Origin of the sequence: Sphingobacterium sp. 18053 (assembly GCF_902706145.1) — a bacterium.
GTDB lineage: Bacteria > Bacteroidota > Bacteroidia > Sphingobacteriales > Sphingobacteriaceae > Sphingobacterium > Sphingobacterium paramultivorum.
In genome coordinates, this window is record NZ_CACSJW010000007.1 from 367,563 (window position 1) to 389,640 (window position 22,078).

At 41.1% G+C, this 22,078-nt stretch carries 17 protein-coding genes and 4 tRNA genes; 12 read left to right on the forward strand and 9 right to left on the reverse strand.

The window, feature by feature from the left end; genetic code table 11:
- Positions 1–58: 58 nt before the first annotated feature.
- The 9 genes from GVK91_RS18405 to GVK91_RS18445 all read left to right on the forward strand — a co-directional run bounded on the left by GVK91_RS18405 (position 59) and on the right by GVK91_RS18445 (position 5,670).
- Positions 59–2,227 (forward strand): M1 family metallopeptidase, encoded by a 2,169-nt coding sequence (locus tag GVK91_RS18405; protein WP_159730686.1) that lies wholly within the window; start codon positions 59–61, stop codon positions 2,225–2,227.
- Positions 2,228–2,286: 59 nt separating this feature from the next.
- Positions 2,287–3,042, forward strand: a complete 756-nt coding sequence (locus tag GVK91_RS18410) for a UDP-2,3-diacylglucosamine diphosphatase (protein ID WP_120333599.1) — start codon at positions 2,287–2,289, stop codon at positions 3,040–3,042.
- On the forward strand, positions 3,024–3,614 hold the full coding sequence (locus GVK91_RS18415; protein ID WP_120333600.1) for a Crp/Fnr family transcriptional regulator: 591 nt from the start codon (positions 3,024–3,026) through the stop codon (positions 3,612–3,614). Before GVK91_RS18410 ends, GVK91_RS18415 begins: the two co-directional genes overlap by 19 nt.
- 66 nt (positions 3,615–3,680) lie before the next feature.
- Positions 3,681–4,010, forward strand: coding sequence for a multidrug efflux SMR transporter (locus GVK91_RS18420; protein ID WP_153847502.1), 330 nt, complete (start codon positions 3,681–3,683; stop codon positions 4,008–4,010).
- A 98-nt stretch (positions 4,011–4,108) separates the two neighbouring features.
- Positions 4,109–5,182 (forward strand): peptide chain release factor 1, encoded by a 1,074-nt coding sequence (prfA, locus tag GVK91_RS18425; RefSeq protein WP_153847503.1) that lies wholly within the window; start codon positions 4,109–4,111, stop codon positions 5,180–5,182.
- A gap of 73 nt (positions 5,183–5,255) precedes the next feature.
- Positions 5,256–5,329: transfer RNA gene (locus GVK91_RS18430), tRNA-Asp, on the forward strand.
- A gap of 57 nt (positions 5,330–5,386) precedes the next feature.
- A tRNA-Asp gene (locus GVK91_RS18435) sits at positions 5,387–5,463 on the forward strand.
- Positions 5,464–5,494: 31 nt separating this feature from the next.
- Positions 5,495–5,568 (forward strand) — tRNA-Asp (locus tag GVK91_RS18440).
- A gap of 25 nt (positions 5,569–5,593) precedes the next feature.
- Positions 5,594–5,670, forward strand: a tRNA-Asp gene (locus GVK91_RS18445).
- Between the two features lie 64 nt (positions 5,671–5,734).
- Here the strand turns inward: GVK91_RS18445 and GVK91_RS18450 are convergent.
- The 3 genes from GVK91_RS18450 to GVK91_RS18460 all read right to left on the reverse strand — a co-directional run bounded on the left by GVK91_RS18450 (position 5,735) and on the right by GVK91_RS18460 (position 11,528).
- Positions 5,735–5,956, reverse strand: a complete 222-nt coding sequence (locus tag GVK91_RS18450) for a (4Fe-4S)-binding protein (RefSeq protein WP_088160155.1) — start codon at positions 5,954–5,956, stop codon at positions 5,735–5,737.
- Positions 5,957–6,018: 62 nt separating this feature from the next.
- Positions 6,019–7,260, reverse strand: a complete 1,242-nt coding sequence (locus GVK91_RS18455) for an MFS transporter (RefSeq protein ID WP_153847504.1) — start codon at positions 7,258–7,260, stop codon at positions 6,019–6,021.
- A gap of 221 nt (positions 7,261–7,481) precedes the next feature.
- On the reverse strand, positions 7,482–11,528 hold the full coding sequence (locus GVK91_RS18460; protein WP_159730688.1) for a glycoside hydrolase family 2 TIM barrel-domain containing protein: 4,047 nt from the start codon (positions 11,526–11,528) through the stop codon (positions 7,482–7,484).
- Between the two features lie 384 nt (positions 11,529–11,912).
- On the opposite strand from GVK91_RS18460, the gene GVK91_RS18465 reads away from it, so the two are divergent.
- Together GVK91_RS18465 and GVK91_RS18470 are read left to right on the forward strand one after the other, a co-directional pair.
- Positions 11,913–12,485: an RNA polymerase sigma factor gene (locus GVK91_RS18465; RefSeq protein WP_075990961.1), complete on the forward strand. Its 573-nt coding sequence runs from the start codon at positions 11,913–11,915 to the stop codon at positions 12,483–12,485.
- A 24-nt stretch (positions 12,486–12,509) separates the two neighbouring features.
- Positions 12,510–13,616, forward strand: a complete 1,107-nt coding sequence (locus GVK91_RS18470) for a serine protease (RefSeq protein ID WP_227550289.1) — start codon at positions 12,510–12,512, stop codon at positions 13,614–13,616.
- A 78-nt stretch (positions 13,617–13,694) separates the two neighbouring features.
- Here GVK91_RS18470 and GVK91_RS18475 read toward each other — a convergent pair whose 3' ends face one another.
- Entirely contained in the window at positions 13,695–14,330 is a 636-nt protein-coding gene (locus tag GVK91_RS18475) for a peroxiredoxin (RefSeq protein WP_145331041.1), read from the reverse strand.
- 473 nt (positions 14,331–14,803) lie between these two features.
- Between GVK91_RS18475 and GVK91_RS18480 the strand changes: the two genes are divergently transcribed.
- The gene (locus tag GVK91_RS18480; protein WP_159730690.1) at positions 14,804–15,940 is read left to right on the forward strand and encodes an acyl-CoA dehydrogenase; all 1,137 of its coding nucleotides are present in this window, start codon (positions 14,804–14,806) and stop codon (positions 15,938–15,940) included.
- A gap of 74 nt (positions 15,941–16,014) precedes the next feature.
- On the opposite strand, the gene GVK91_RS18485 is transcribed toward GVK91_RS18480, so the two are convergent.
- The 5 genes from GVK91_RS18485 to uvrB form a co-directional block, all read right to left on the reverse strand.
- Complete coding sequence (locus GVK91_RS18485) at positions 16,015–16,389, reverse strand: hypothetical protein (protein ID WP_228280070.1); 375 nt, start codon at positions 16,387–16,389, stop codon at positions 16,015–16,017.
- Between the two features lie 39 nt (positions 16,390–16,428).
- The gene (locus tag GVK91_RS18490; RefSeq protein ID WP_159730694.1) at positions 16,429–17,679 is read right to left on the reverse strand and encodes a glutamate-5-semialdehyde dehydrogenase; all 1,251 of its coding nucleotides are present in this window, start codon (positions 17,677–17,679) and stop codon (positions 16,429–16,431) included.
- On the reverse strand, positions 17,676–18,707 hold the full coding sequence (gene proB / locus GVK91_RS18495; RefSeq protein WP_046672306.1) for a glutamate 5-kinase: 1,032 nt from the start codon (positions 18,705–18,707) through the stop codon (positions 17,676–17,678). The genes GVK91_RS18490 and proB overlap by 4 nt, the downstream gene beginning before the upstream one ends.
- 350 nt (positions 18,708–19,057) lie before the next feature.
- Positions 19,058–19,663 carry a porin family protein gene (locus GVK91_RS18500; RefSeq protein ID WP_153847511.1) on the reverse strand — a complete coding sequence of 202 codons (606 nt, stop codon included), beginning with the start codon at positions 19,661–19,663 and terminating at the stop codon, positions 19,058–19,060.
- 131 nt (positions 19,664–19,794) lie between these two features.
- Positions 19,795–21,828, reverse strand: a complete 2,034-nt coding sequence (gene uvrB, locus GVK91_RS18505; protein WP_159730696.1) for an excinuclease ABC subunit UvrB — start codon at positions 21,826–21,828, stop codon at positions 19,795–19,797.
- Positions 21,829–22,078: the final 250 nt, after the last annotated feature.

Genomic DNA, 22,078 nt, shown 5'->3' on the forward strand with positions numbered 1-22,078 from the left:
ATTTTTATAGCAACCGAAATTTCTTTAGATTTATTTAAATCTTGAAAATATTACAACAATGTTAAAAAAAGTCATATATCTTTCTTTGTCAATTTCCATTCTTCAAATTGGAATAAGCGAAGCACAACAACTTTCCATAGATCAACAATATCGAGCCACTCCTACTAAGATCAACGATCTTGTCCACACCAAGCTCGATGTACATTTTGACTATACCAATCAATTCCTCAATGGAAAAGAGTGGGTTACATTAAAACCTCATTTCTACCCAACGGACTCCCTTCGCCTCGATGCAAAAGGCATGGATATCAAACAGGTTTCTTTGGTCAATGGCTCACAATTGATTCCTTTAAAATATACCTATGATGATCATTCGATACTGATTAAGCTCGACCGTAATTACCTTGCAAAGGAGCAATATACGGTATACCTCGATTACACAGCAAAACCCAACTTATTAAAAGTTCAGGGCAGCGCAGCGATTAACGATGCTAAGGGACTATATTTTATCAATCCTGATGAACGCGTGCCGAACAAACCTCGTCAAATATGGACACAGGGTGAGACTGAAGCATCATCAGCCTGGTTCCCGACGATTGATCGCCCCAACCAAAAGACTACAGCAGAAATCTCCATGACCGTTCTTGACAATTATGTAAGTTTATCGAACGGTGCATTGAGCAATCAACAGAAAAATAGTGATGGCACACGTACAGATACCTGGAAAATGGATTTACCACATGCCCCATACCTATTTATGATGGCCGTTGGTGATTTTAAAATCTATCAGGACAAATACAACAATATCCCCGTTGACTACTATCTTGAACCGAAATATGCGCCCTATGCCAAAGATATCTTCGGTAAGACACCAGCGATGATGGACTTCTACAGCAAGACATTGGGTGTTCCTTACCCTTGGAATAAATATGCGCAGATAGTCTGTCGCGATTATGTCTCAGGCGCCATGGAAAATACAAGTGCAACACTACATGGCGAACATGTACAAAAGACAAAACGCGAATTGTTGGACGATAATCAGGAAGGAACGATTGCGCATGAACTATTTCACCAGTGGTTTGGTGATTTGGTCACAGCAGAATCCTGGTCCAATTTGACCATGAATGAATCTTTCGCCACTTTCGGCGAGGTTATCTGGCGTGAGCACGACGGCGGTAAAGATCGTGGAGATAAATCTAGATTTGAAAAACTCCAGTCCTATCTCAAATCGACAAAAAATGGGAAAAGCCCGACTTTAGCCCGTTATCATTATCATGATAAAGAAGATATGTTTGATAATATCAGCTATGCGAAAGGCTCATTGATTCTCTATGCCCTAAAAGAGCAAATGGGTGATGAAGCGTTCTATCAATCGTTGAAAAAATACTTGACAGACAATTCTTTTAAAACCGGTGAACCGCAACAGCTCCGTCTAGCGATGGAAGAAGTGACCGGCAAAGACTGGGCTCCGTACTTCAATCAATGGTATTACCAAGGCGGGCATCCAATTTTGAAGGTCACAACAAGAAACGGAGAGAACAGTGTCATACTGAATGTAGCCCAAATTCAAGATTCTACAGTACAGACATTCCAGCTTCCCTTGGCCGTCGATATCTATACCAAAAATGGGAAGATCAGACAGACCTTTCAACTCAACAGGCGGAATGCTCAATTTATGATTCCATTACCTGCTGCTGTTGAATTTATTGATATTGATCCCGAAAAAACACTCGTGGGTCAAATTCAAATCGATAAATCAGATGGCGACTACCTATATCAATATGAGCACGCCCCTTCATTTGCCAACCGCGTCGGTGCGATTGCCTATGCCTCAAAAAATCCGACAAATACCATCAGCCAGCAAATCTTAACAAAAGCATTGGCGGATACCGATGCGGATCTTGCTGCAACAGCGATTCAAGGTCTCGATCTAAGCAATCCCGCGGTTCGCAAGTCAACAGAAAAAACCATCCTAACACTTGCAGAGAAATCCGAAGCATCTGTTATCCGTGCCTCTGCGATTCAAAAGCTTTCACAGACAAAAGATAAAAAATACAAAAGTCTAATTCTGAATGCTGTAACCGACAAATCCTATATGGTTATTGCAAGTTCAATCATGGCAATAAAAAGTACTTATCCAGATCAACTTCAGCAGTCTTTGAAGCGCATTGATCCCGATGCTACGGAATATCTAAAAGCGCTCATCACCGAATTATCAAAATCATAGCAAAATATATTGTGGAGGCGAATTTTGTATTCGCCTCCATTTTTTTTAGTTTTGGCCACATGTCAACAAGAACAAAAATTTATTTTGCCTCCGACTTTCATCTTGGATCTTACCCCTTGGAACGTTCACGGGAAAGGGAGCTGCAAATTATACAGTGGCTGGACCAGATCAAAACAGATGCTGCACAGCTCTATCTTGTTGGTGATATTTTTGATTTCTGGTTTGAATATGCTACTGTTGTTCCAAAAGGCTATATCCGCTTTTTGGGTAAATTAGCCGAAATTGCAGATCTCGGCATTCCCATTACTTTATTTAAAGGCAACCACGATATGTGGATGTTTGATTACCTCAAAAAGGAATTAAATGTACGGATCATCGACAATGAGCTGGAGTTACAACTCAACGGCAAACATTTTTACATTCACCACGGCGATGGTTTAGGTTCGGGAGATTACAAATACAAGATACTCAAGAAAGTATTTCGGAGCCGTCTCTGTCAATGGTTATTTGCACGGTTGCACCCAAATCTCGGAATCGGAATCGCGACACGTTGGTCCAAACATAGCAGGCTTTCGAATAATGAGGACGAAAAGTTTCTGGGCGAAGACAAAGAATGGTTGATCGGTTATGCAAAGGAACTGGAGTCAACCCAACATCACGACTATTATATCTTTGGCCATAGGCATCTTCCCTATGATGTTGAGCTGAACTCCAATAGCCGTATTCTAAATTTAGGGGAATGGATCAATTACCATACCTATGCCGTATGGGATGGTGAAACTTTACGTTTGGAAAAATGGGCGAGCAAATCCTAATTTCTTTATCCGATTGCCTGAATGGTTATCACTTTCTAACGCCTGAAAGTGCTGCAAAATTGGAGCAGGTCAGTAAGAAAATCACGGCGAAAAGAAATAGCCTGTTGATCGAACAGGACAAAATTCAAAAAGACATCTATTTTCTGGCTTCAGGATTAGCCCGCGTTTACTACGAGACGGCCAACCGTCAGATTACCCTGGATTTTGTTTCACCCGGCGGAACACTCATATCGATGAATAGTTATGTCCATGATACCCCGGGTTATGAAAACATAGACCTTTTGGAAGATAGTGTTGTTTATCAGATAGACCAAAAGCAACTTTTTGACCTCTACGAAAGTGATATTGCCATTGCAAACTGGGGAAGAAAGATGGCTGAACTTGAGTTTATCAAGGCCGAACAACGAACCATGTCCAAGCTCTTTAATACTGCCCAAGAGCGCTATGCTGAATTACTTCAAAAGTACCCCCAATATATCCAACGGATCAAACTTGGTTACATCGCCTCCTATCTCGGCGTCAGTCAGGTTACCTTAAGCCGGATTCGCGCAAATATTCACTCAAATTTTTAACATTTGTAAAAATTATTATCGGCCAAAAGCTGGACCTTTGTACCAAAACAAAAAATAGAAAACAATATGAACTGGATATTTTTAATATTGGGCGGATTGTGTGAAATTGGTTTCACCACGTGTTTGGGTAAAGCCAAAGATGCAACCGGGAATGGGCAATGGTTCTGGTATGGTGCCTTTGTCGTATTCCTATTTGCAAGTATGGGCTTATTGATCAAAGCCACACAAACACTTCCCTTGGGCACAGCTTATGCCGTTTGGACCGGAATAGGTGCGGTAGGTACTGTTTTAATGGGGATCATCTTTTTTAAGGAGCCAGCAGATTTCTGGCGCATATTCTTTATTTTCACGCTGATTGCTTCCATCGTAGGACTAAAAGCAGTTTCCTCTCATTAATAGCAGGCTAGGTTGTTTAAAAGCAACAAAATTTCCTTACTTTTGTACACTCAATAGTAATCTAGGTCATACATTCCTAGAAGAAGCATTTTTGATATATGTTAGACAAATTACAAGCGATAAAAGAAAGATGGGAAGAAGTGGAAGCTGAATTGAGCAACCCTGATACCATGCAAGATATGAAACGTTTTGCCAAATTGAATAAAGAGTACAAAGATTTGGGCAAAATTGTGGACCAATACCATATTTACAGAAATATGGTGAGTAATATTGATACCAATAAGGACATCATCATGAACGAGAAGGATCAAGAACTTCGTGAGATGGCAAAAGAGGAATTGGATCTTTTATACGTAGCAAAAGAAGAAAAAGAAGAAGAAATTCGCCTAATGCTTATTCCGAAGGATCCTGAAGATGCGAAAAATGCAATTATCGAAATTCGTGGTGGATCAGGTGGTGATGAAGCAGCCTTATTTGCGGGCGACCTTTACCGCATGTACACACGTTATTTCGAAACCAAAGGCTGGCGCAACGAAGTAATGGACGTTACTGAAGGAACTTCTGGCGGTTACAAGGAGGTGATCTTAAAAGTTATTGGCGATGATGCTTATGGTCAATTGAAATACGAATCAGGCGTTCATCGTGTGCAACGTGTTCCTGACACGGAGACACAGGGCCGTGTACATACTTCTGCGGCATCTGTTGCAGTTCTTCCTGAAGCTGAAGATGTCGATGTTGAGATCAATCCGGGTGATATTGAATTACAGACATCCCGTTCAGGTGGTGCTGGTGGACAGAACGTCAACAAGGTAGAAACAAAAGTACAGTTGACGCATAAACCAAGTGGCATTGTTGTTGTTTGTCAGGTAGAACGTTCCCAATTAGCCAACCGTGAGTTAGCGATGGAGATGTTGCGGAACAAACTTTACGAGCTCGAGTTGAACAAAAAGAACGGCGACATCGCTGCAAAAAGAAAAACTTTGGTTTCTACAGGAGACCGTTCGGCAAAAATTCGTACATATAACTACCCACAAGGCCGCGTAACGGAGCACCGTATTGGAATGACGATGTACAACTTACCGGCAATTATGGACGGTGATATTCAAGGAATTATCGATGCATTGCAGTTTGCTGAGAATGCAGAGAAGATGAAAGATGGCCAAGTAGATTAGTTTTTTTTCAAAAAATCTTTGCAGATACGTAAACAAACGCTATATTTGCACACCTTCTGAGGAGAAGGGTTGAGGTCTGGTAGTTCAGCTGGTTAGAATACATGCCTGTCACGCATGGGGTCGCGGGTTCGAGTCCCGTCCAGACCGCTTCAAGAGAGAGAAATCTCAAACGTTCTTTAACAAAATAAGTTTTTAAGATTTTTAGGTCTGGTAGTTCAGCTGGTTAGAATACATGCCTGTCACGCATGGGGTCGCGGGTTCGAGTCCCGTCCAGACCGCCAAAAATTATTAAAAACAATCCTTAAGATTTTAGGTCTGGTAGTTCAGCTGGTTAGAATACATGCCTGTCACGCATGGGGTCGCGGGTTCGAGTCCCGTCCAGACCGCTAAAATTTTAAAAACACAATTGTTGGTCTGGTAGTTCAGCTGGTTAGAATACATGCCTGTCACGCATGGGGTCGCGGGTTCGAGTCCCGTCCAGACCGCCAACAAAAAAAAGCATCATTTAATTATAAATGATGCTTTTTTTTTGCCTTAACAATACACCAGTTATTATTTTTTTAATTCGTACTGAAGAGCTCCCGAAGGACAGTGCTTGATCTGTTCAATCAATTCAGCCGTACTGGCATTTTGGGCCGTGACCCAGGGCTTATCTTTCGGATGATACACATTCGGCAGACTCTTTACACAAACTGCAGCATGTACACAGCGTTCAGGTATCCAAAGGACGGTTATCTCTCCATTTGGATGTGGATATCTAACTATTTTTTCCATAATTCCATCTCTCTTTAGCAATTCATATTTTAAGAACTAATAACGATAAGGACAATTTTGTTTTAAGAAACAGCGCGTCGTTTTCTGATCATATTACTCACCCGATAGATCATAAAAATACCCACGATGGAAAGTAGAATAACAATCATCCCCAATGTCGGGTAATGCTCCAAGGGGCTTTCTTTTGTTTCTTGGACAATGATTACACCAGCCATTGAAGCTGCCACTCCACCAGCCAACTGTTGTAATGATGAACTGATGCTCATAAATGCGCCCCTATCTTTCATCTCCGGAACAGCAGTGATCAAAGCCGAAGAAGGTGTCATCCGACTCAAAATGCCCGCCATCATCAAAATGTTCAAGATAACAACGATATAAAATGGCGTAACACCTAGGTTCGTATAGATAAATACGACGACCATAAGCCAAAGGGAAGCGAAAGCGAAAATCTTAAACTTATCGTAACGGTCACTCAATTTCCCTACAATGGGCATAATAATCAAGGATGCGATACCCGATATCATAAACAACATCGGTAGCTGTTCGTGGCTTACTTTTAGATTATTTACTGCAAAAGCACTTCCAAACGGCATCATCATATATCCCCCGATCGAAAGCAAAGCTGTTGCCATAAAGCCGATCCGATACTCTCGCTGTGAAAAAGTCAACCAAAGATGTTTTAACGCAGATTGATGTTTCTGAAGGCCTATATGCGCTGTAATAGGAACGAGCTTGGCCGCTATGATAACGACAATAATCAAAGCCATCACTGCAATCCACAAGAAGGCGCTGTGCCAGCCCCAATTGTTTGCAATATATAATCCTATGGGAATACCCAAAACCTGACTTGCACCAAAGCCCATCTGGACAAAACCCATAACACGTCCGCGCTGTTGGAGTGTAAAGATATCGGTAATAATAGCCATAGAAATTGAACCAATAACACCGCCAAACAATCCCGTGACGATTCGGGCAACGACCAAAGTCCCGTAATCGTTGGCAAAACTACAGCAGAATGTTCCGATGATAAATCCAGTATAGAAAAACAGCAACAGTTTCTTCCGGTCAAAACGATCGGCAAACCCGGCAGTCAGCAAGCCCGAAGCCCCCGCGCTAAAGGCGTAGGCCGAAACCGCAATACCAAATTGAGCCGGTTTGAGATCTATGGCTTTCATCAGGATATCCCCCATCGGTGACATCACCATAAAATCGAGTACAACCGTAAACTGTGTCATTGCCAATAAAAACACCACAAGTTTTTGATATGCCGTAAAGGGCGCGTTATCAAGTTTATTTATTTCCATACTGTTCAGATTGCCTCGGTTTAAACTGGTCTAAAAATACAGAAGTGCGCGAACATTCTTCGTAATATGTTTGCAAAATTATCGCTCAAGATTCTATCTTACCTGTTTAGGCTAGACAATCAATCGTTTCTGTCAATCGCTATTTGAACATAGCATAGGGTCGCTAACAAAAAAGCCAGCACCTGTGACAGGTGCTGGCTCAATATGCGATATAAAGCAAATTATTCAGCTATAACAGCAAATTCAGCTCCGGAAGCATAGTCGTCACCACGCTGTGAGTTAAGTCCTGTAAAACGGATATAACGTCCTTTAACAGGCGTTTCGAATCGAACAGTTTTTAGTTTTTTATTCCGTTCAAAAGATCCTGACATCACATCTTCCCAGTTCTTCCCATCTTTACTCACCTGAATCTTATAATCCTTGATATCACCATTGGGTCCATCCTGTCTTGGCAGAAAAGTGAAGCCCTTGATTGTTTTGCTACTTCCAGCATCAAAATCAACCCAATGTGGATACTGTGCTACGGTAACCGAATACATCGTATGCCAAATCGAGGAAGGATCTCCATCCAAAAGGTTCTTAGCATCACCTTCGCCAGTCTCTTGACTTGAAGCAAAAACAACTTCCATTGGAATAGTTTCGATTTTAGTGTATTGCTGTGTTACCTTTAATTTTTCATTATGCTGATACCAAGCCGTTACTGTACCGCCGGCGCGTAAATCAAAAGGCGCTTTGTAGACGCTTGCTTTCGCATTGTTCAAACTGTATACAACAGGTTCATTCTCATTACCTGACAAAATAGAAACTTCACCGTTTGAACTTCTTGCCAAAGAAATTGGCGCATCGCCTGCAGTCGCTACCTGAGCCTTCTCCATCATATCATTATTCTGAATCGGTCGGATAATAAAGCCCATAGACGTTGGCACTGCTTTCACACGGTCTTTTTCCAACGGTGGCCCTTGTCCACAGCTATTACCGCCCAATCCTGTTACCGCCGCATCTAGATGCAGATGTACACCTGAACTTTTTGGCAATTGATAAGGGTGCGGTGCAAACGTCAGTTCGAGCTCACTATATTCCAAAGCGGAAGTTGCTAAATGATTTTTTGCAACAAAGATAGCTCCTTGACCATTATTGTTTGTTAATGCTGTCCAGCGCACATCCTCGTTATTGCTCATATTTTGCGGATTAGGCCATGGCACAAACTGATCTTTTACGGTGCTTTTGTGCAATTCAATAAATTGAGCAGTCTTGCGATCAGCATAATTGTTGATCGGTCCGCGGCCATAATAACTATAGTTGCTATATTCAGCCGGTAATTGCAAAGAATAGCCCAATCGAGCTAACACGACACTCGCATTATTGGATGTAATACTTGACGACAATTCAATAGAGCCATCCTTATAGATTGTCCAGATCTGATTGCTTGTAAATTTAAAATCATCCTTACCAAAAGGCTTATCTGTATGCTCTTTAAGGGTATACGTTCCCGAAGTTCCCCCCAACAAAGACGCACCATATGGAGCTTGTGATTCAATCGTAAACGCCAATACAACTGTTCCATCCTTCTTGGTATAACTGTTTGAAGACAAAACCTTATGTTTCAGGTTATGCAATCCTTTTTCAAACCATTGTTGGTAAGCCCAGTTGTCATTGTCAACCGGAGCACGTAGTGCATCTAATTTGGGTCCTTCACCATCGCGAATGATCTGTTTACCAGCATAGATTAAGTTATATAGCGACCCTGTCTTATTATCAAATTTGGCAGTAAACTGTTGTCCTTTCACCACCTGCAAATCACCTTCTTTGGAAAGCAACGCAGCCTCTCCGTGTGCCACAGATGAAATCAACGGTTTATTTTCAGCCGCTTTTACAAACAGTTGTTCCTCCATTTGTACAAAACCTTTGGCTGCCCAAGGTCGATCCGTATTGAGAATAAACTGTACTTTTACAAAATACTCCGATCCCGCATCTAACTGCGCATAATTTATCGGCAATACAAGCTGCTTGCGTTGGCGCGCCTTAGGCAAATCTGTTGCACTGATTGTACCCGTGCTATTTTCCACCTCTACCCCATTTTTATATAGCGACCATTGAACCTGATAATCGGATAGATCCTTAAAATAATTTTTATTGAAAAGCTCAATTTTCCCTTGTTGAATATCAACAGCTTTTACACCGGCATTTTGGTACACTTTCTTTACCTCATAATACTGTGGCTTAGGTTTCATATCGGCAAAGATCAACCCGTTATTGACAAAGGTTCCATCATTGGGTTTGTCTCCAAAGTCGCCACCATAGGCTAAGAAGCGTTCGCCGGTCTTTTTATCATAATAATACATGGCCTGATCAATCCAATCCCAGATGGCACCGCCCATAAAAAAGTTGGTCGATTCGATGGCTTCCCAATAATCTATAAGGTTACCAACGGCATTCCCCATGGAATGTGAATATTCCGAAATATGAAATGGATATTTCAATTTGTAGGTACCTTTTACCGCTCCTCTTACCCAGTCTATCGAAGGATATTGGTTGGACCCCATATCAACGATTGTATTGTTACGCTCGTATTGAACAGGTCGTGACGTATCAATTTTCTTGATAGCCTGATAGGCGGCCACGAAATTATCACCCGGACCGGCTTCGTTTCCTAAAGACCAGATCACAACAGCCGGATGGTTGATGGTCGAATGCACCATCTCGATATTACGGGCTACATGGGCATTTTTCCATTCAGGAACATGAGAAAGAGACTCTTTGCCATAATAATACTCATGACTTTCGATATTGGCTTCATCTTCAAGATAAATTCCATATTTATCGCATAAATAATACCAATAAGCAGGTTCTGGATAGTGCGAATTCCGGACATGGTTGATATTCGCCCGTTTCATCAATTTCACCTCAGCTTCCATCTGCTCTCTGGTCACTACCTTACCATGTTCAGGATTGGTCTCATGACGGTTGACACCTTTCAGTTTCACCGTCTTGCCATTGACATAATAATAACGTCCGGCCAAGCCAAATTCATCATCAGCAGCCTTGGTGTCTTTAATCTCAACCTTTCTAAATCCAACGTAGGTAGAAATAGTCTCTATGGTTTTGTTCTTTTTATCCTTCAATTCAGCTACCAAAGTATACCGATATGGTAATTCGGCAGACCATTTATCTGGATTTTTAACGTTCAACGTTGCTGCCATGCTATTGGAAACTTGATCATCCAGGGTTGCCACAGCAGAAGAGGCTTCTGTCTGGTCAACAAGGGTATTCTCGTCACTGTATAGCTTATTTTTATAAAGTGAATAAACAACTTTATACCCTTCAGCCTTCTTATTCCCTAGATTGCGTACAGTACTCGTAATTTTTAACGAACCATTTTCGTAATTGCTATCCAAGTCTGGAATAGCCGCTAAATCGCGAATCTGAACTTTTGGCGTTGAAGTCAGAGAAACATCCCGAAATATCCCGGGCAATCTAAACATATCCTGGTCTTCCAAAAAGGAAGCGTCCGAACTGCGGTAAACTTCAACAGCCAACACATTTTCAGCACCCTTTTTTAAGTAAGGTGAGATATTGAAAGAAGCGACGTTTCTTGAATTTTTTGAAAATCCGACATATTTGCCATTTATCCACAGGTAGAAAAAGGAGTCTACACCATCAAAATTGATAAATACCTCACGACCGTCCCAATCAGTAGGTACTGTAAAATTGCGTCGGTACGATCCCACTTCATTACGGTAGACATAAGTTGTCCAATCTTGGGCTGGTGTTCGCATGACTCCACCGCGCCAATCATCGACCTTTACTTGATGATGAAAGATCACACGTTGGTTGGTATAAATAGGTACACCATATTTTAGGCTTCCATCCTTCTGTATACCATAAATATTCCAGCTCATCGGGACTGGAACAGATTCCCAGGCACCAACATTATAACTAGGATCATAAAAGTCCTTTGGTCGCTCTTCCGGAGTCTTTACCCAGTTAAACTTCCAAGATCCATTGAGCGAAAGCCAATAGTTACTATGCTCGGGAAGTACTTTTCTTGCACTTTCTACGTTCTGAAAGGAGAAGAACGAAGCATGTGGCAACTCCTTATTAAGTGATAATAATTGAGGCGATTCCCATTCATTCCCTTTTGGAGCCACTGCAGCTCCATACTGGAAACCGTCGATAGATGGCGTAATCGTTTGCCCTATCGCAACGGTAGTGTCCAGCGACAGCAATGAGGCTAGAATCGTTGAAAAAATAACAGAGTTTCTTAACATAATGTAATTAAGCAATTTAGTCCAGGAAATCAAATGTAACTTCATTTTGCAGTAATAACAAGCAGATTATTAAAGCACTCGATTGCGAAACTTTTTCGATACAAAAAAAGATCATATAGAACGTTAAAATCGTCCCATAAGATCTTCTTTCGAGAATTGTACATAAAACAAAGCAAAAACATAAAAAATAGAGGCGGCGAAAAATCACTATTTCCTCCCAAAAGCAGCTGATTTCAATAAAAAACAAATGCTTTCGGTTTCAAGGAATAAGCCTTATTTTTGGGGATAGATTTCGCTTTAAACAAATAAAAGTTTACGTTTGAAAATATTTCGAAGAATTTTATTTTTCAAAGGGTTACAATTTAAGCATTAAGGTATTAATAGGTGAGTAAATTCAGTAAATCAGTCCTGCTAGAAAATGATGAGCAAATCATTGAAGGCATCAAAGACGGCAACAGCTTGGCGATAGATGCTATCTATAAGCGGTACTATCCGTCTATAAGCCATATGATCTTGCAAAACAATGGAAGTGAGGACGAAGCGAAAGATATTTTTCAAGAAGCTGTCATTGTGCTCTACGATAAAGTTTCCAAAGGGAACTTTGAGCTCAGCAGCAAACTAAAAACATATCTTTACTCGATTTGCAGAAGGCTTTGGCTTAAGCAACTCAATCGTGCTGGTTTTGGCAATAGTGACATTCGCGGTTATGAAGATTCCTTATTTGAGGAAGAAGATCTTCAACAGCATCAAGAACTTGAAAAAAAGTTCGATCAAATGGAGCTTGCCTTAGAGAAAATGGGAGAACCTTGTAAGACAATCTTACATGATTTCTACATCTTAAACCATTCGATGCAGGACATCTGTGAAAAATTTGGTTATACCAATACAGATAATGCCAAGACTCAGAAGTATAAATGCCTACAACGGCTGAAAAAAATATTTTTTTCAACAGATTAAAACTAGTGTAACACCATGGGAACAATGAATCAAAAAGAATTTTTCGAATTAGCAGACCAGTATCTTCGCGGCGAATTATCGGCCGAAGAAAATGCTGCATTTGAATCTTTTTGTGCTGATCAGCCCTCCTATGCTGCCCAATTACAACAACACCGGGAATTTGTTGCCAATATGAAAGAAACTAGTCAACGGCTGGATTTCAAAAATGCATTAGCGCAATCAGCAAAAGAATACCATAAAACCCAAAACAAACCCGCAAAGGTCGTTCCTATAAAACAATCAACGGTAATTTCACTTTGGGAACGCATCAAAGCAAGTTCTTTGGTGGCTGCAGTGGTAGCGGTATTTGCAGTATTTGGCACATTATGGCTGAGCGGTTATTACAGCAACCTCGAGAAAGCTTCTTCCGATTACAGTGCATTACGTAGAGACATGAACAATGTCAAAAAGAACGTCAACGCTCACAACGCTGCAATCAGGGATATCAATGACAAAAAATCAGTAAAAGGTACCGAAAGCCAGTTTGGCGCAACAGGATTTATGTTGACAACAGATGGCTATGTCGTCACCAACTACCATGTCATCAGTGGGGCTGATTCGATCTATTTACAAAATAGTAAGGGCGAATCGTATAAAGCACAAATCGTACATACCGATCCAAGCAAAGACTTGGCTATTTTATACATTGCAGATAAGACCTTTAAGAAAGCTAAAAGCTTACCTTATACATTCAAAACATCGACTTCAGATCTTGGCGAAGATATTTATACGATCGGCTTTCCTCGTGACGAAGCAGTATATGGTCAGGGATACCTAAGCTCATCAACAGGTTATGCCGGCGATACCATCGCTTATCAGATCTCCGTGCCTGTCAATCCAGGTAACAGTGGCGGTCCGGTATTGGATAGCAGAGGTAATGTGATTGGTATTATTTCCGGAAAACAACGTGGCATCGATGGTGCCGCCTTTGCAATCAAAACGAAATCAATCTTGAATGCTTTAGCGGACATCCCAAGTGATTCACTGGTTACTGGTCTTAAGATCAACAAAAAGAATAGCTTGGCAGGTTTACCAAGAACAGAACAAATCAAGAAAATGCAAGACTATATCTACATGGTTAAAGTCTATTAGGACGCATTTATAACTTATAAAAAAAGGCAACGTTTTCCCAACGTTGCCTTTTTTTATCCCTTAATACAAGCCTAATCCTTACAGATTAGGTTGTGGCGTCGTCCTCAAATACGGTTTGATCTCCTTAAACCCTTTTGGAAATTTAGCAGGAATATCTTCTGTCTTTATCGCTGGAACAACAATAACATCTTCACCATGCTTCCAGTCAGCAGGCGTAGCCACTTGATAATCGGCTGTTAACTGTAAAGAATCAATGACTCGTAAGATTTCATCAAAATTACGACCTGTTGATGCTGGATAAGTCAACGTCAATTTGATCTTTTTGTCAGGGCCAATAATAAATACGGAACGTACGGTCACTGTTGCGGAAGCATTTGGATGGATCATATCGTACAATTCGGATACATGATGATCTTCATCAGCGATAACCGGGAAATTCACTTCGGTATTTTGCGTTTCATTGATATCCTTAATCCAATTCAAGTGATCGTTTACATTATCGACGCTTAGCGCAATGGCCTTCACACCTCTCTTGTCAAATTCAGATTTCAATTTTGCAGTACGGCCCAACTCTGTTGTACATACCGGCGTATAATCTGATGGGTGCGAAAAGAAAACGACCCAGCTATCTTTGATATAATCGTGAAAGTCTATTTCACCAATGGTTGTTTGCGCTTTAAAATTTGGCGCTTCATCCCCTAATCTTAAACTCATAATCTTATTTTTTAAATGTGTTTAAATCATATAGTCTACAAATATAGTAGATTAAATTTAGCAAACAAGTAATTCTTCAATTTTTTAAATTAAGATGAAAAAACTAAACTTAATCCAATTGAAAGTAAGGATTTTACACCTATAAACAAAATGGAAAATCAACATGATCCTTTATGTTTATCCCATGGAGAGGTTGACTTCCCTCTGCAAATACGTCTCCAGATTAAACGAGACTAGATGCCCTATCCAGCCCATTATTCACCAAAAAGTTTATTATGATTAACTAAAGTAGTATAAAAAGTAATTTGCCTAATTACTATGCTTGCATAATATATATTTTGTATATTTGAGTATGGTGATACACCAATCTCATAAAATGATTGTGAGTTGGGAGAAAACTTTTTGACAGCAAACCTTATTAGATATATAAGTTATCGGCTTGGTAACTGACGAACCAAAAAAACTGAAATGCCATGAATTTTGAATTAAGCGAAGAACATAAAATGATCCGCGACGCAGCGCGGGAATTCGCCCAGGAGCTAAAGGCTGGGGCAATCGAGCGCGATGAAGCCGCAAAATTTCCAACAGATTTTGTCAAGCAGATGGCCGAATTAGGATTTATGGGTATCATGACCCCCGAAGCTTATGGTGGAGCTGGCATGGATACGTTGGCCTATGTTCTTGTTCTCGAAGAAATTGCCAAAATTGATGCCTCTGCGGCCGTTATTGTATCCGCCCACAATTCCCTGGTATTATATGGACTCAATGCTTTTGGTACAGAGGAGCAAAAACAAAAGTACCTAGTTCCTTTAGCGAAGGGCGAGAAACTTGGCGCTTTTGCGTTATCAGAACCTGAAGCCGGTTCGGACGCCTCCTCGCAACACACAACCGCCGAAGATAAAGGAGATCACTATCTACTAAATGGCACAAAAAATTGGATCACCAACGGTGGCCATGCCGATATCTACCTTGTCGTTGCACAGACACATCCTGAAAAAGGCCACAAAGGAATCAATGTATTGATCGTTGAAAAAGGGCTGACGGGATTTACCATTGGTCCTAAAGAAAACAAATTGGGTATCCGCAGTTCTGATACCCATTCACTCCTATTTTCCGATGTTCAGGTTCCTAAGGAAAACCGCATCGGAGAAGATGGCTTCGGGTTTAAATTTGCCATGAAAACACTCGATGGCGGTCGTATCGGCATTGCAGCACAGGCCTTAGGAATTGCTGCCGGTGCTTATGATCTCGCTTTGGCTTACTCAAAAGAGCGAAAGACCTTTGGAAAACCAATTTCGGACCATCAGGCCATACAGTTTAAATTGGCCGATATGGAAGTCGATATCGAGGCAGCTCGACTTTTGACGTATAAAGCTGCCTGGACGAAAGACCAGGGACTTCCTTACGGTAAAGAAGCTGCCATGGCCAAACTACATGCATCGGAAGTCGCCATGAAACACACCGTAGAAGCTGTACAGATCCACGGTGGCTATGGTTACGTAAAAGAATATCACGTCGAAAGGTTAATGCGCGACGCAAAAATCACACAAATCTATGAGGGGACCTCTGAAATCCAACGTCTGGTGATCGCCCGCGAGATTCTGCGCTAAGCTGTCAGTCATGCTATGAACCCAAAAAGTGTCTAACTTTTTTGTGGCATTGCATGACTGACAGCTTTTTAAATTTAAAGGCTCTTCAACTTGTTATCGATCATGGCAAGATATTGATAATCCTGAAAGGCAAAGCTCGCCGTTTCGGCCATCGCCAGATTCAAAATAAACTTTGCTTTGCGAAGTAAATTCTCCTGATTACCATCTGTAGCATTCAAACCGTCAAACAAAAAGGTTAAAGCCAATGGATGTAGTTGCTGTATTTGAAGATCTGTTTTGAGATATGCCGAAAGCTCGCTTTCGGAAAGATTTAAAAAATAGGCCCTACTCTTTTCGAAGAATTTCTCATAAGCATCTTCAAACACTGCTGGATCAGTCGGCTCCGTAAAGGCATCATGGCCTTCTGTCCAAATGCGAAGAAATTTACCAATTTCTTCGATCCAATTCATCAATACATCTTTTTTAAAACTTAATCCCATGATCTATGCTTATCTGATCTGTCCATTTCCACGGACAATCCATTTCTCTGTTACCAATTTTTCCAATGCAAATGGTCCGCGGGCATGTAACTTTTGGGTAGAGATACCGATTTCTGCCCCCAAGCCAAACTCACCACCATCCGTAAATCGTGTTGACGCATTGGCATACACCGCAGCTGCATCCACTGTATTTAAAAATTGTTCAATATGGAGTTCGTTAGAGGAAACAATACATTCCGAATGTTTAGAGGAATATTTTGCAATATGCTCCAACGCTTCATCTAAACTCCCAACCGTCTTTATTGAACACTTCAAATCTAAAAATTCTCTTCCAAAATCCTCTTCTTCTGCGTGCTTTAAATTTGAAAAACTTTCACCCTGCAGTACCTCATAAGCCGTAGAATCCGCGAAAATTTCCACCTGAGCATCTTCAAAATAAGTTTTCAATTTCCGTAGAAACTCGGGAGCAATAGCGCGATCGACCAAAACAGTATCTAAAGAATTACACACCGATGGCCTGGAAATTTTAGCATTAGCAACAATTTTAGCTGCCATATCCAAATCTGCTGTACGGTCCACATAAGTATGGCATACTCCCGCTCCTGTTTCAATGACAGGCACCTTAGCGTGCTCCCTGACATAATCAATCAACGACTGTGAGCCACGTGGTATGATAATATCAACATATTCGGTAGCCTCCAATAATTCCAAAACATGCTTCCTCTCAACAGGCAACAGTTGCACAATAGTTGTTGCAATACCATGCAGTTCCAAAATATTATGGATCACTGTCAATAACGCTTCGTTAGTGTGTAATGCATCAGAACCGCCGCGCAATAGACAAACGTTACCCGATTGAATACATAATGCAGCAACATCTATCGTCACATTGGGCCGCGATTCATAGATTACCCCCACGACACCGAGCGGCACCGTAATTTTCTCGATCTCCAATCCATTCGGTAATATCTTTTTTAGTAATAGCTGATCTGTTGGATCCGCTAACTGAGCGATCTGCTTAACACTGTCTGCCAAACCTTTTAGACGATCGCTATTGAGCAAAAGACGATCCTTTTTGGGGTCGTCATCAGACATACGATCCAAATCAATCTTATTGGCTTGTAATATATCCGCAGTATGTGTGACAAGACCATCTGCGATGGCATTTAAAATAGCTATTTTGGTATCAGGAGCCAGTTGTTGCAAAATTTGTTTTGCTTTGGCCGCCGCCTGAAGTTGTTTTACGATGGATTCACTCATAACAATACGATATCATTTGCATGTGCAATTTCTACATTTTTTTTACTGGTTTGGGACAAAGCAGATGAATCCATCTTCGCCCGGGCAACGGCAACGGTTAAGCCTTCTAGATTGACGATATTTAACACTTCTCCTTTTTCAAAATGTTCAACGATACGGGTTACCCCCACGGCTAGTAAACTTTTGTGCTTCAATAATGCTTCCTCCGCTCCACGGTCAACCATCAATTCCCCTTTTATCAAACTTCCACTCGCAAGCCATTTCTTGCGGGAAGAGATCTTCTTACTTTGAGCCAGACACAATGTGCCAGTCTCGTGCTTAACCGCTTTTTGGATCGCCTCTTCGGTTTGCATACTAAAAATGACAACAGCGATCCCCATCTGATTGGCCAATCGGGCAAAGTTCAATTTCGAAGTCATTCCCCCCAATCCCACTGAAGATTTGTCCTTCCTTGCCAAACCTAAGATATCCCGATCGATGGTTTCAATTTGCGGTATAATCTTGTTGTTTGCATCCAACACACCGGGGACGGAAGTGCTAAACAATAACTTTTCGGCCCCAAAACCAACAGCAATCAAGGTTGCCAGCTCATCATTATCTGAAAACTTCAGTTCTTTATTACTCACCACATCATTTTCATTTGCGATTGGAATAACATTGTTCCGCCACAATTCCTCGTAGGTATTTTTTAATTGTAGAAATTGATCCCGATTGGAAAAATGATGTCGCTCGCATAAACTTTGCGCCAATGAAATTTTAAACGGTCGGAAATAAGTTGAATAAGTATTAATCAATATGGGGTTCCCAATTGCAGCAGCGGCCTTTCGTTCGGATAACGTCCCCGTATAACTGGGCAGAAAACGTTTACCGGCAGCAACAGCACCTGAAGAGACCAAGACAATATTGTATTTCTTTTGTAAGGAAGCAATCTGCCTAGCGATCTCCAAAACAATACGTTCATCAACTTCTCCCTCTTTCGTGGTAATAGAAGCCGATCCAAATTTGACAACGAGAATTGGCTTTTTCATTTTTTAGTATGTTTTAGTTTAGATTTGAGCACTAATTTACTGAGAAGAATTTGATTTACGCAAAATATGTTAACAATTGAACAATATAATTCAATTGAAAAACTCATGAAATAAGGTCGATTCCAATGGATCAGGAGACATCCGATGTGAAAGAAAGGAAAAGAATTAGAATAGATCCCAGAGGTCAATACAGATCTCAGAGATCAGTACAAATGACCTGAAGATGAAAACATAAAACTTGAGCTTACAAAAAAGCAGCAAATCCGATGATAACGCGTTAAAAAAAACAGGTTCTTTCTGAGGCGATATAATTGATGGAGTGCTGCTTCCCGTTAAAGTTATATTAGTTGCTATTTTTTCAGTATCTGATGGAGGTCAAATCGTAAGCCAACATTGAACGTACGGTTATAGAGTTTTACATTTTCATTGACGCTCATATCCTTCATCCCATAATTAGAGCCAATGAAGAAACCATAGCCCCCATTCCATTTGTAACCTAAGTTAAAACCCAAACCATAGTCTGAAGGATTGGTCGTTGCATCGTAAAATTTTCCATCATTATTATTCACAGACATCTGTATACCATAATAGGGACTAGCAGCAAGATAAATCCGACCTTCTCCAACCGTAATATTATAAGCTATGTTTAAAGGAAGATCGATCGCATTTCTTCGGTATGTTGTCCAGTTATTTTCAAGAGCATGCTTTGCCTCCATACCATTTTGGGTAAAGTTTACTTCAGGCTGAATAGAGAGTCCACCAACGAGCGGTATTTCAAGAAAAAGCCCTGCTGTAACACCCGAAATGCTTCGGAAGCTATAACTGTGCGTTCGTTTATTGGATACCAATGATCCGGCATTTGTGTACCCTGCGTTTATACCGTAGGAAATTTTACTTTGGCAGCATGCTGTGGAAAACACAGAAAACAGTATTATACTGCAGATTAAATGTTTCATATGTGGTCAATTTATTTACAATTGCCACAAATATGCACGGCGGAATCTTAATTTAAACGCTATTTAGCGTTGTTTAACAAATCTTAATATTGATTAACAATAATTAATACATATTAACAAACCGCCTTCCTTTACCATGGGAATCGCTCTTCATAGAGCTTCTCCAAGGAGAACATTTCATCACGGTATTTCGCTGCTTCCAAGAAGTCCATTTCTTTTGCTGCTTTATCCATTTTCTTCCGTACGTTATCGATCGCTTTCTTCAGATCCTTCTCACTGAGATACTGCATCACTGGATCAGCTGCAATGGCGTGCGACGGATCAGGTTCAACATAAATTTTAGGTTCAATACCCGAGAAATCAGCAACAGAAGTCTGCTCTAAGATCTCCTCTCTTGTTTTGCCGACTGTACGCGGTGTAATGCCATGTTCCAAGTTATATTTCATCTGCTTGTCTCGACGACGATTGGTCTCGTCTATCGTAACACGCATGCTATCGGTCATTTTATCCGCATACATGATTACTTTTCCCTTATCATTTCTGGCGGCACGACCAATCGTCTGGATAAGCGATCGTTCGGAACGCAGAAAGCCTTCCTTATCTGCATCGAGAATAGCAACAAGCGTGACCTCAGGTAAATCAAGCCCCTCACGGAGTAAGTTCACCCCGACCAGGATATCAAATTCACCCAAGCGAAGACCCCGTAAGATTTCCACCCGCTCCAAGGTTTTAATTTCGGAGTGTATATAACGGACTTTTAAGTTCAGCTTGGTCATATATTTGGAAAGTTCTTCGGCCATGCGTTTGGTCAATGTAGTAGCCAAAATACGTCCTCCTTCTTTGATGGTCTTATCCACTTCCTCCAATAAGTCATCCACCTGATTGATCGCTGGCCGCACTTCAATAATCGGATCCAGAAGTCCTGTTGGACGAATGACCTGCTCAACGACAACACCTTCGGTCTGTTGCAGTTCGTAATCGCCCGGAGTCGCCGATACATAGATTGTCTGATTCGTCAGGGATTCAAACTCCGGAAAGTTCAGTGGCCTATTATCCATTGCAGCGGGTAACCTAAATCCATGTTCCACCAAGGAAACTTTTCGCGATCGATCTCCGCCATACATCGCACGCAATTGCGGTAAGGTCACGTGGCTTTCATCGATGACCAACAGGTAATCCTCCGGAAAATAATCCAGCAAACAGAACGGACGCATCCCCGGTTGTCTACCATCGAAAAAGCGGGAATAATTTTCAATTCCCGAGCAATAGCCCAGTTCACGCATCATTTCCAAATCATAATTGACCCGCTCTTCCAAACGCTTCGCTTCAAGCATTAAGCCTTCCTCTTCCAGTTGCGTTTTCCGTTGCATCAATTCATCTTGAATAGCCCAGATCGATTCTTTGAATTTTTCCTTCGGTGTGACGAAGAGATTCGCCGGAAAAAGAGCAAGATCTTCCATCTTGTTGAGCGTTTTTCCTGAAACAGGGTCGATTTCACTCAGTTCATCAATTTCATCACCAAAAAAGGAAACGCGAATTGCAAAATCCAAATAGGCGGGATAGATATCCACCGTATCACCTTTAACACGAAAAGTACCCCGTTTAAACTCTGTGGTGGTACGTGAATATAAGATCTCCACCAATTTATGCAGGAAAGCATTTCTTGTGACAGTCATACCGACACCAAAACGAAAAATAGACCGGGAGAAATCCTCCGGATTTCCCATACCGTAGATACAGGATACCGAAGAAACGACTACGATATCACGCCGCCCCGACATCAATGACGACGTGGTTGCCAAACGCAACTTCTCGATTTCTTCGTTAATCGCTAAATCCTTCTCGATGTAGGTATTCGTCGAAGCAATAAAAGCTTCGGGTTGATAATAATCATAATAAGATACAAAATAGTTGACCGAATTATTGGGAAAGAACTGCTTGAATTCACCGTACAACTGAGCCGCCAATGTTTTATTATGGCTTAAAATCAATGTTGGCTTTTGTGTTTCCTGAATCACATTGGCAACAGTAAAGGTCTTACCCGATCCCGTTACCCCCAAAAGCGTCTGGTATTGCTCTGCCTGCTCTACACCTGCAACCAACTGCTTAATTGCTTCTGGCTGATCGCCTGTGGGTTTGTACTCCGATGTCAATTCAAATTTCATATACTTCCTATTTCTTAAAGAAAACTATTCAGGCCTTTTCCAGCAAACATTGCACCACGAATTGCTTGAGCCGTAGGCTCAAAAACAGCTTTTGTGATCCGATGGTTTCAATCTGCAAAAAAGAGGATTTTTCGACCTGTGGTCCAGGCCATATCCTCCTACGGTCTTACACAAATTTACTAAAAATTTTACCATTTTAGCGCAAACTATAATAATACCATAGATGTTATTACTTTCAATTGATTATTTA

What these genes read in the sequence shown, in the direction of transcription:
- GVK91_RS18405 (WP_159730686.1), top strand. Translation starts at nt 59, where the DNA reads ATGTTAAAAAAAGTCATATATCTTTCTTTGTCAATTTCCATTCTTCAA.
- GVK91_RS18410 (WP_120333599.1), top strand. Translation starts at nt 2,287, where the DNA reads ATGTCAACAAGAACAAAAATTTATTTTGCCTCCGACTTTCATCTTGGA.
- GVK91_RS18415 (WP_120333600.1), top strand. Translation starts at nt 3,024, where the DNA reads ATGGGCGAGCAAATCCTAATTTCTTTATCCGATTGCCTGAATGGTTAT.
- GVK91_RS18420 (WP_153847502.1), top strand. Translation starts at nt 3,681, where the DNA reads ATGAACTGGATATTTTTAATATTGGGCGGATTGTGTGAAATTGGTTTC.
- prfA (WP_153847503.1), top strand. Translation starts at nt 4,109, where the DNA reads ATGTTAGACAAATTACAAGCGATAAAAGAAAGATGGGAAGAAGTGGAA.
- GVK91_RS18450 (WP_088160155.1), bottom strand. Translation starts at nt 5,956, where the DNA reads ATGGAAAAAATAGTTAGATATCCACATCCAAATGGAGAGATAACCGTC.
- GVK91_RS18455 (WP_153847504.1), bottom strand. Translation starts at nt 7,260, where the DNA reads ATGGAAATAAATAAACTTGATAACGCGCCCTTTACGGCATATCAAAAA.
- GVK91_RS18460 (WP_159730688.1), bottom strand. Translation starts at nt 11,528, where the DNA reads ATGTTAAGAAACTCTGTTATTTTTTCAACGATTCTAGCCTCATTGCTG.
- GVK91_RS18470 (WP_227550289.1), top strand. Translation starts at nt 12,510, where the DNA reads ATGAATCAAAAAGAATTTTTCGAATTAGCAGACCAGTATCTTCGCGGC.
- GVK91_RS18475 (WP_145331041.1), bottom strand. Translation starts at nt 14,330, where the DNA reads ATGAGTTTAAGATTAGGGGATGAAGCGCCAAATTTTAAAGCGCAAACA.
- GVK91_RS18480 (WP_159730690.1), top strand. Translation starts at nt 14,804, where the DNA reads ATGAATTTTGAATTAAGCGAAGAACATAAAATGATCCGCGACGCAGCG.
- GVK91_RS18485 (WP_228280070.1), bottom strand. Translation starts at nt 16,389, where the DNA reads ATGAATTGGATCGAAGAAATTGGTAAATTTCTTCGCATTTGGACAGAA.
- GVK91_RS18490 (WP_159730694.1), bottom strand. Translation starts at nt 17,679, where the DNA reads ATGAGTGAATCCATCGTAAAACAACTTCAGGCGGCGGCCAAAGCAAAA.
- proB (WP_046672306.1), bottom strand. Translation starts at nt 18,707, where the DNA reads ATGAAAAAGCCAATTCTCGTTGTCAAATTTGGATCGGCTTCTATTACC.
- GVK91_RS18500 (WP_153847511.1), bottom strand. Translation starts at nt 19,663, where the DNA reads ATGAAACATTTAATCTGCAGTATAATACTGTTTTCTGTGTTTTCCACA.
- uvrB (WP_159730696.1), bottom strand. Translation starts at nt 21,828, where the DNA reads ATGAAATTTGAATTGACATCGGAGTACAAACCCACAGGCGATCAGCCA.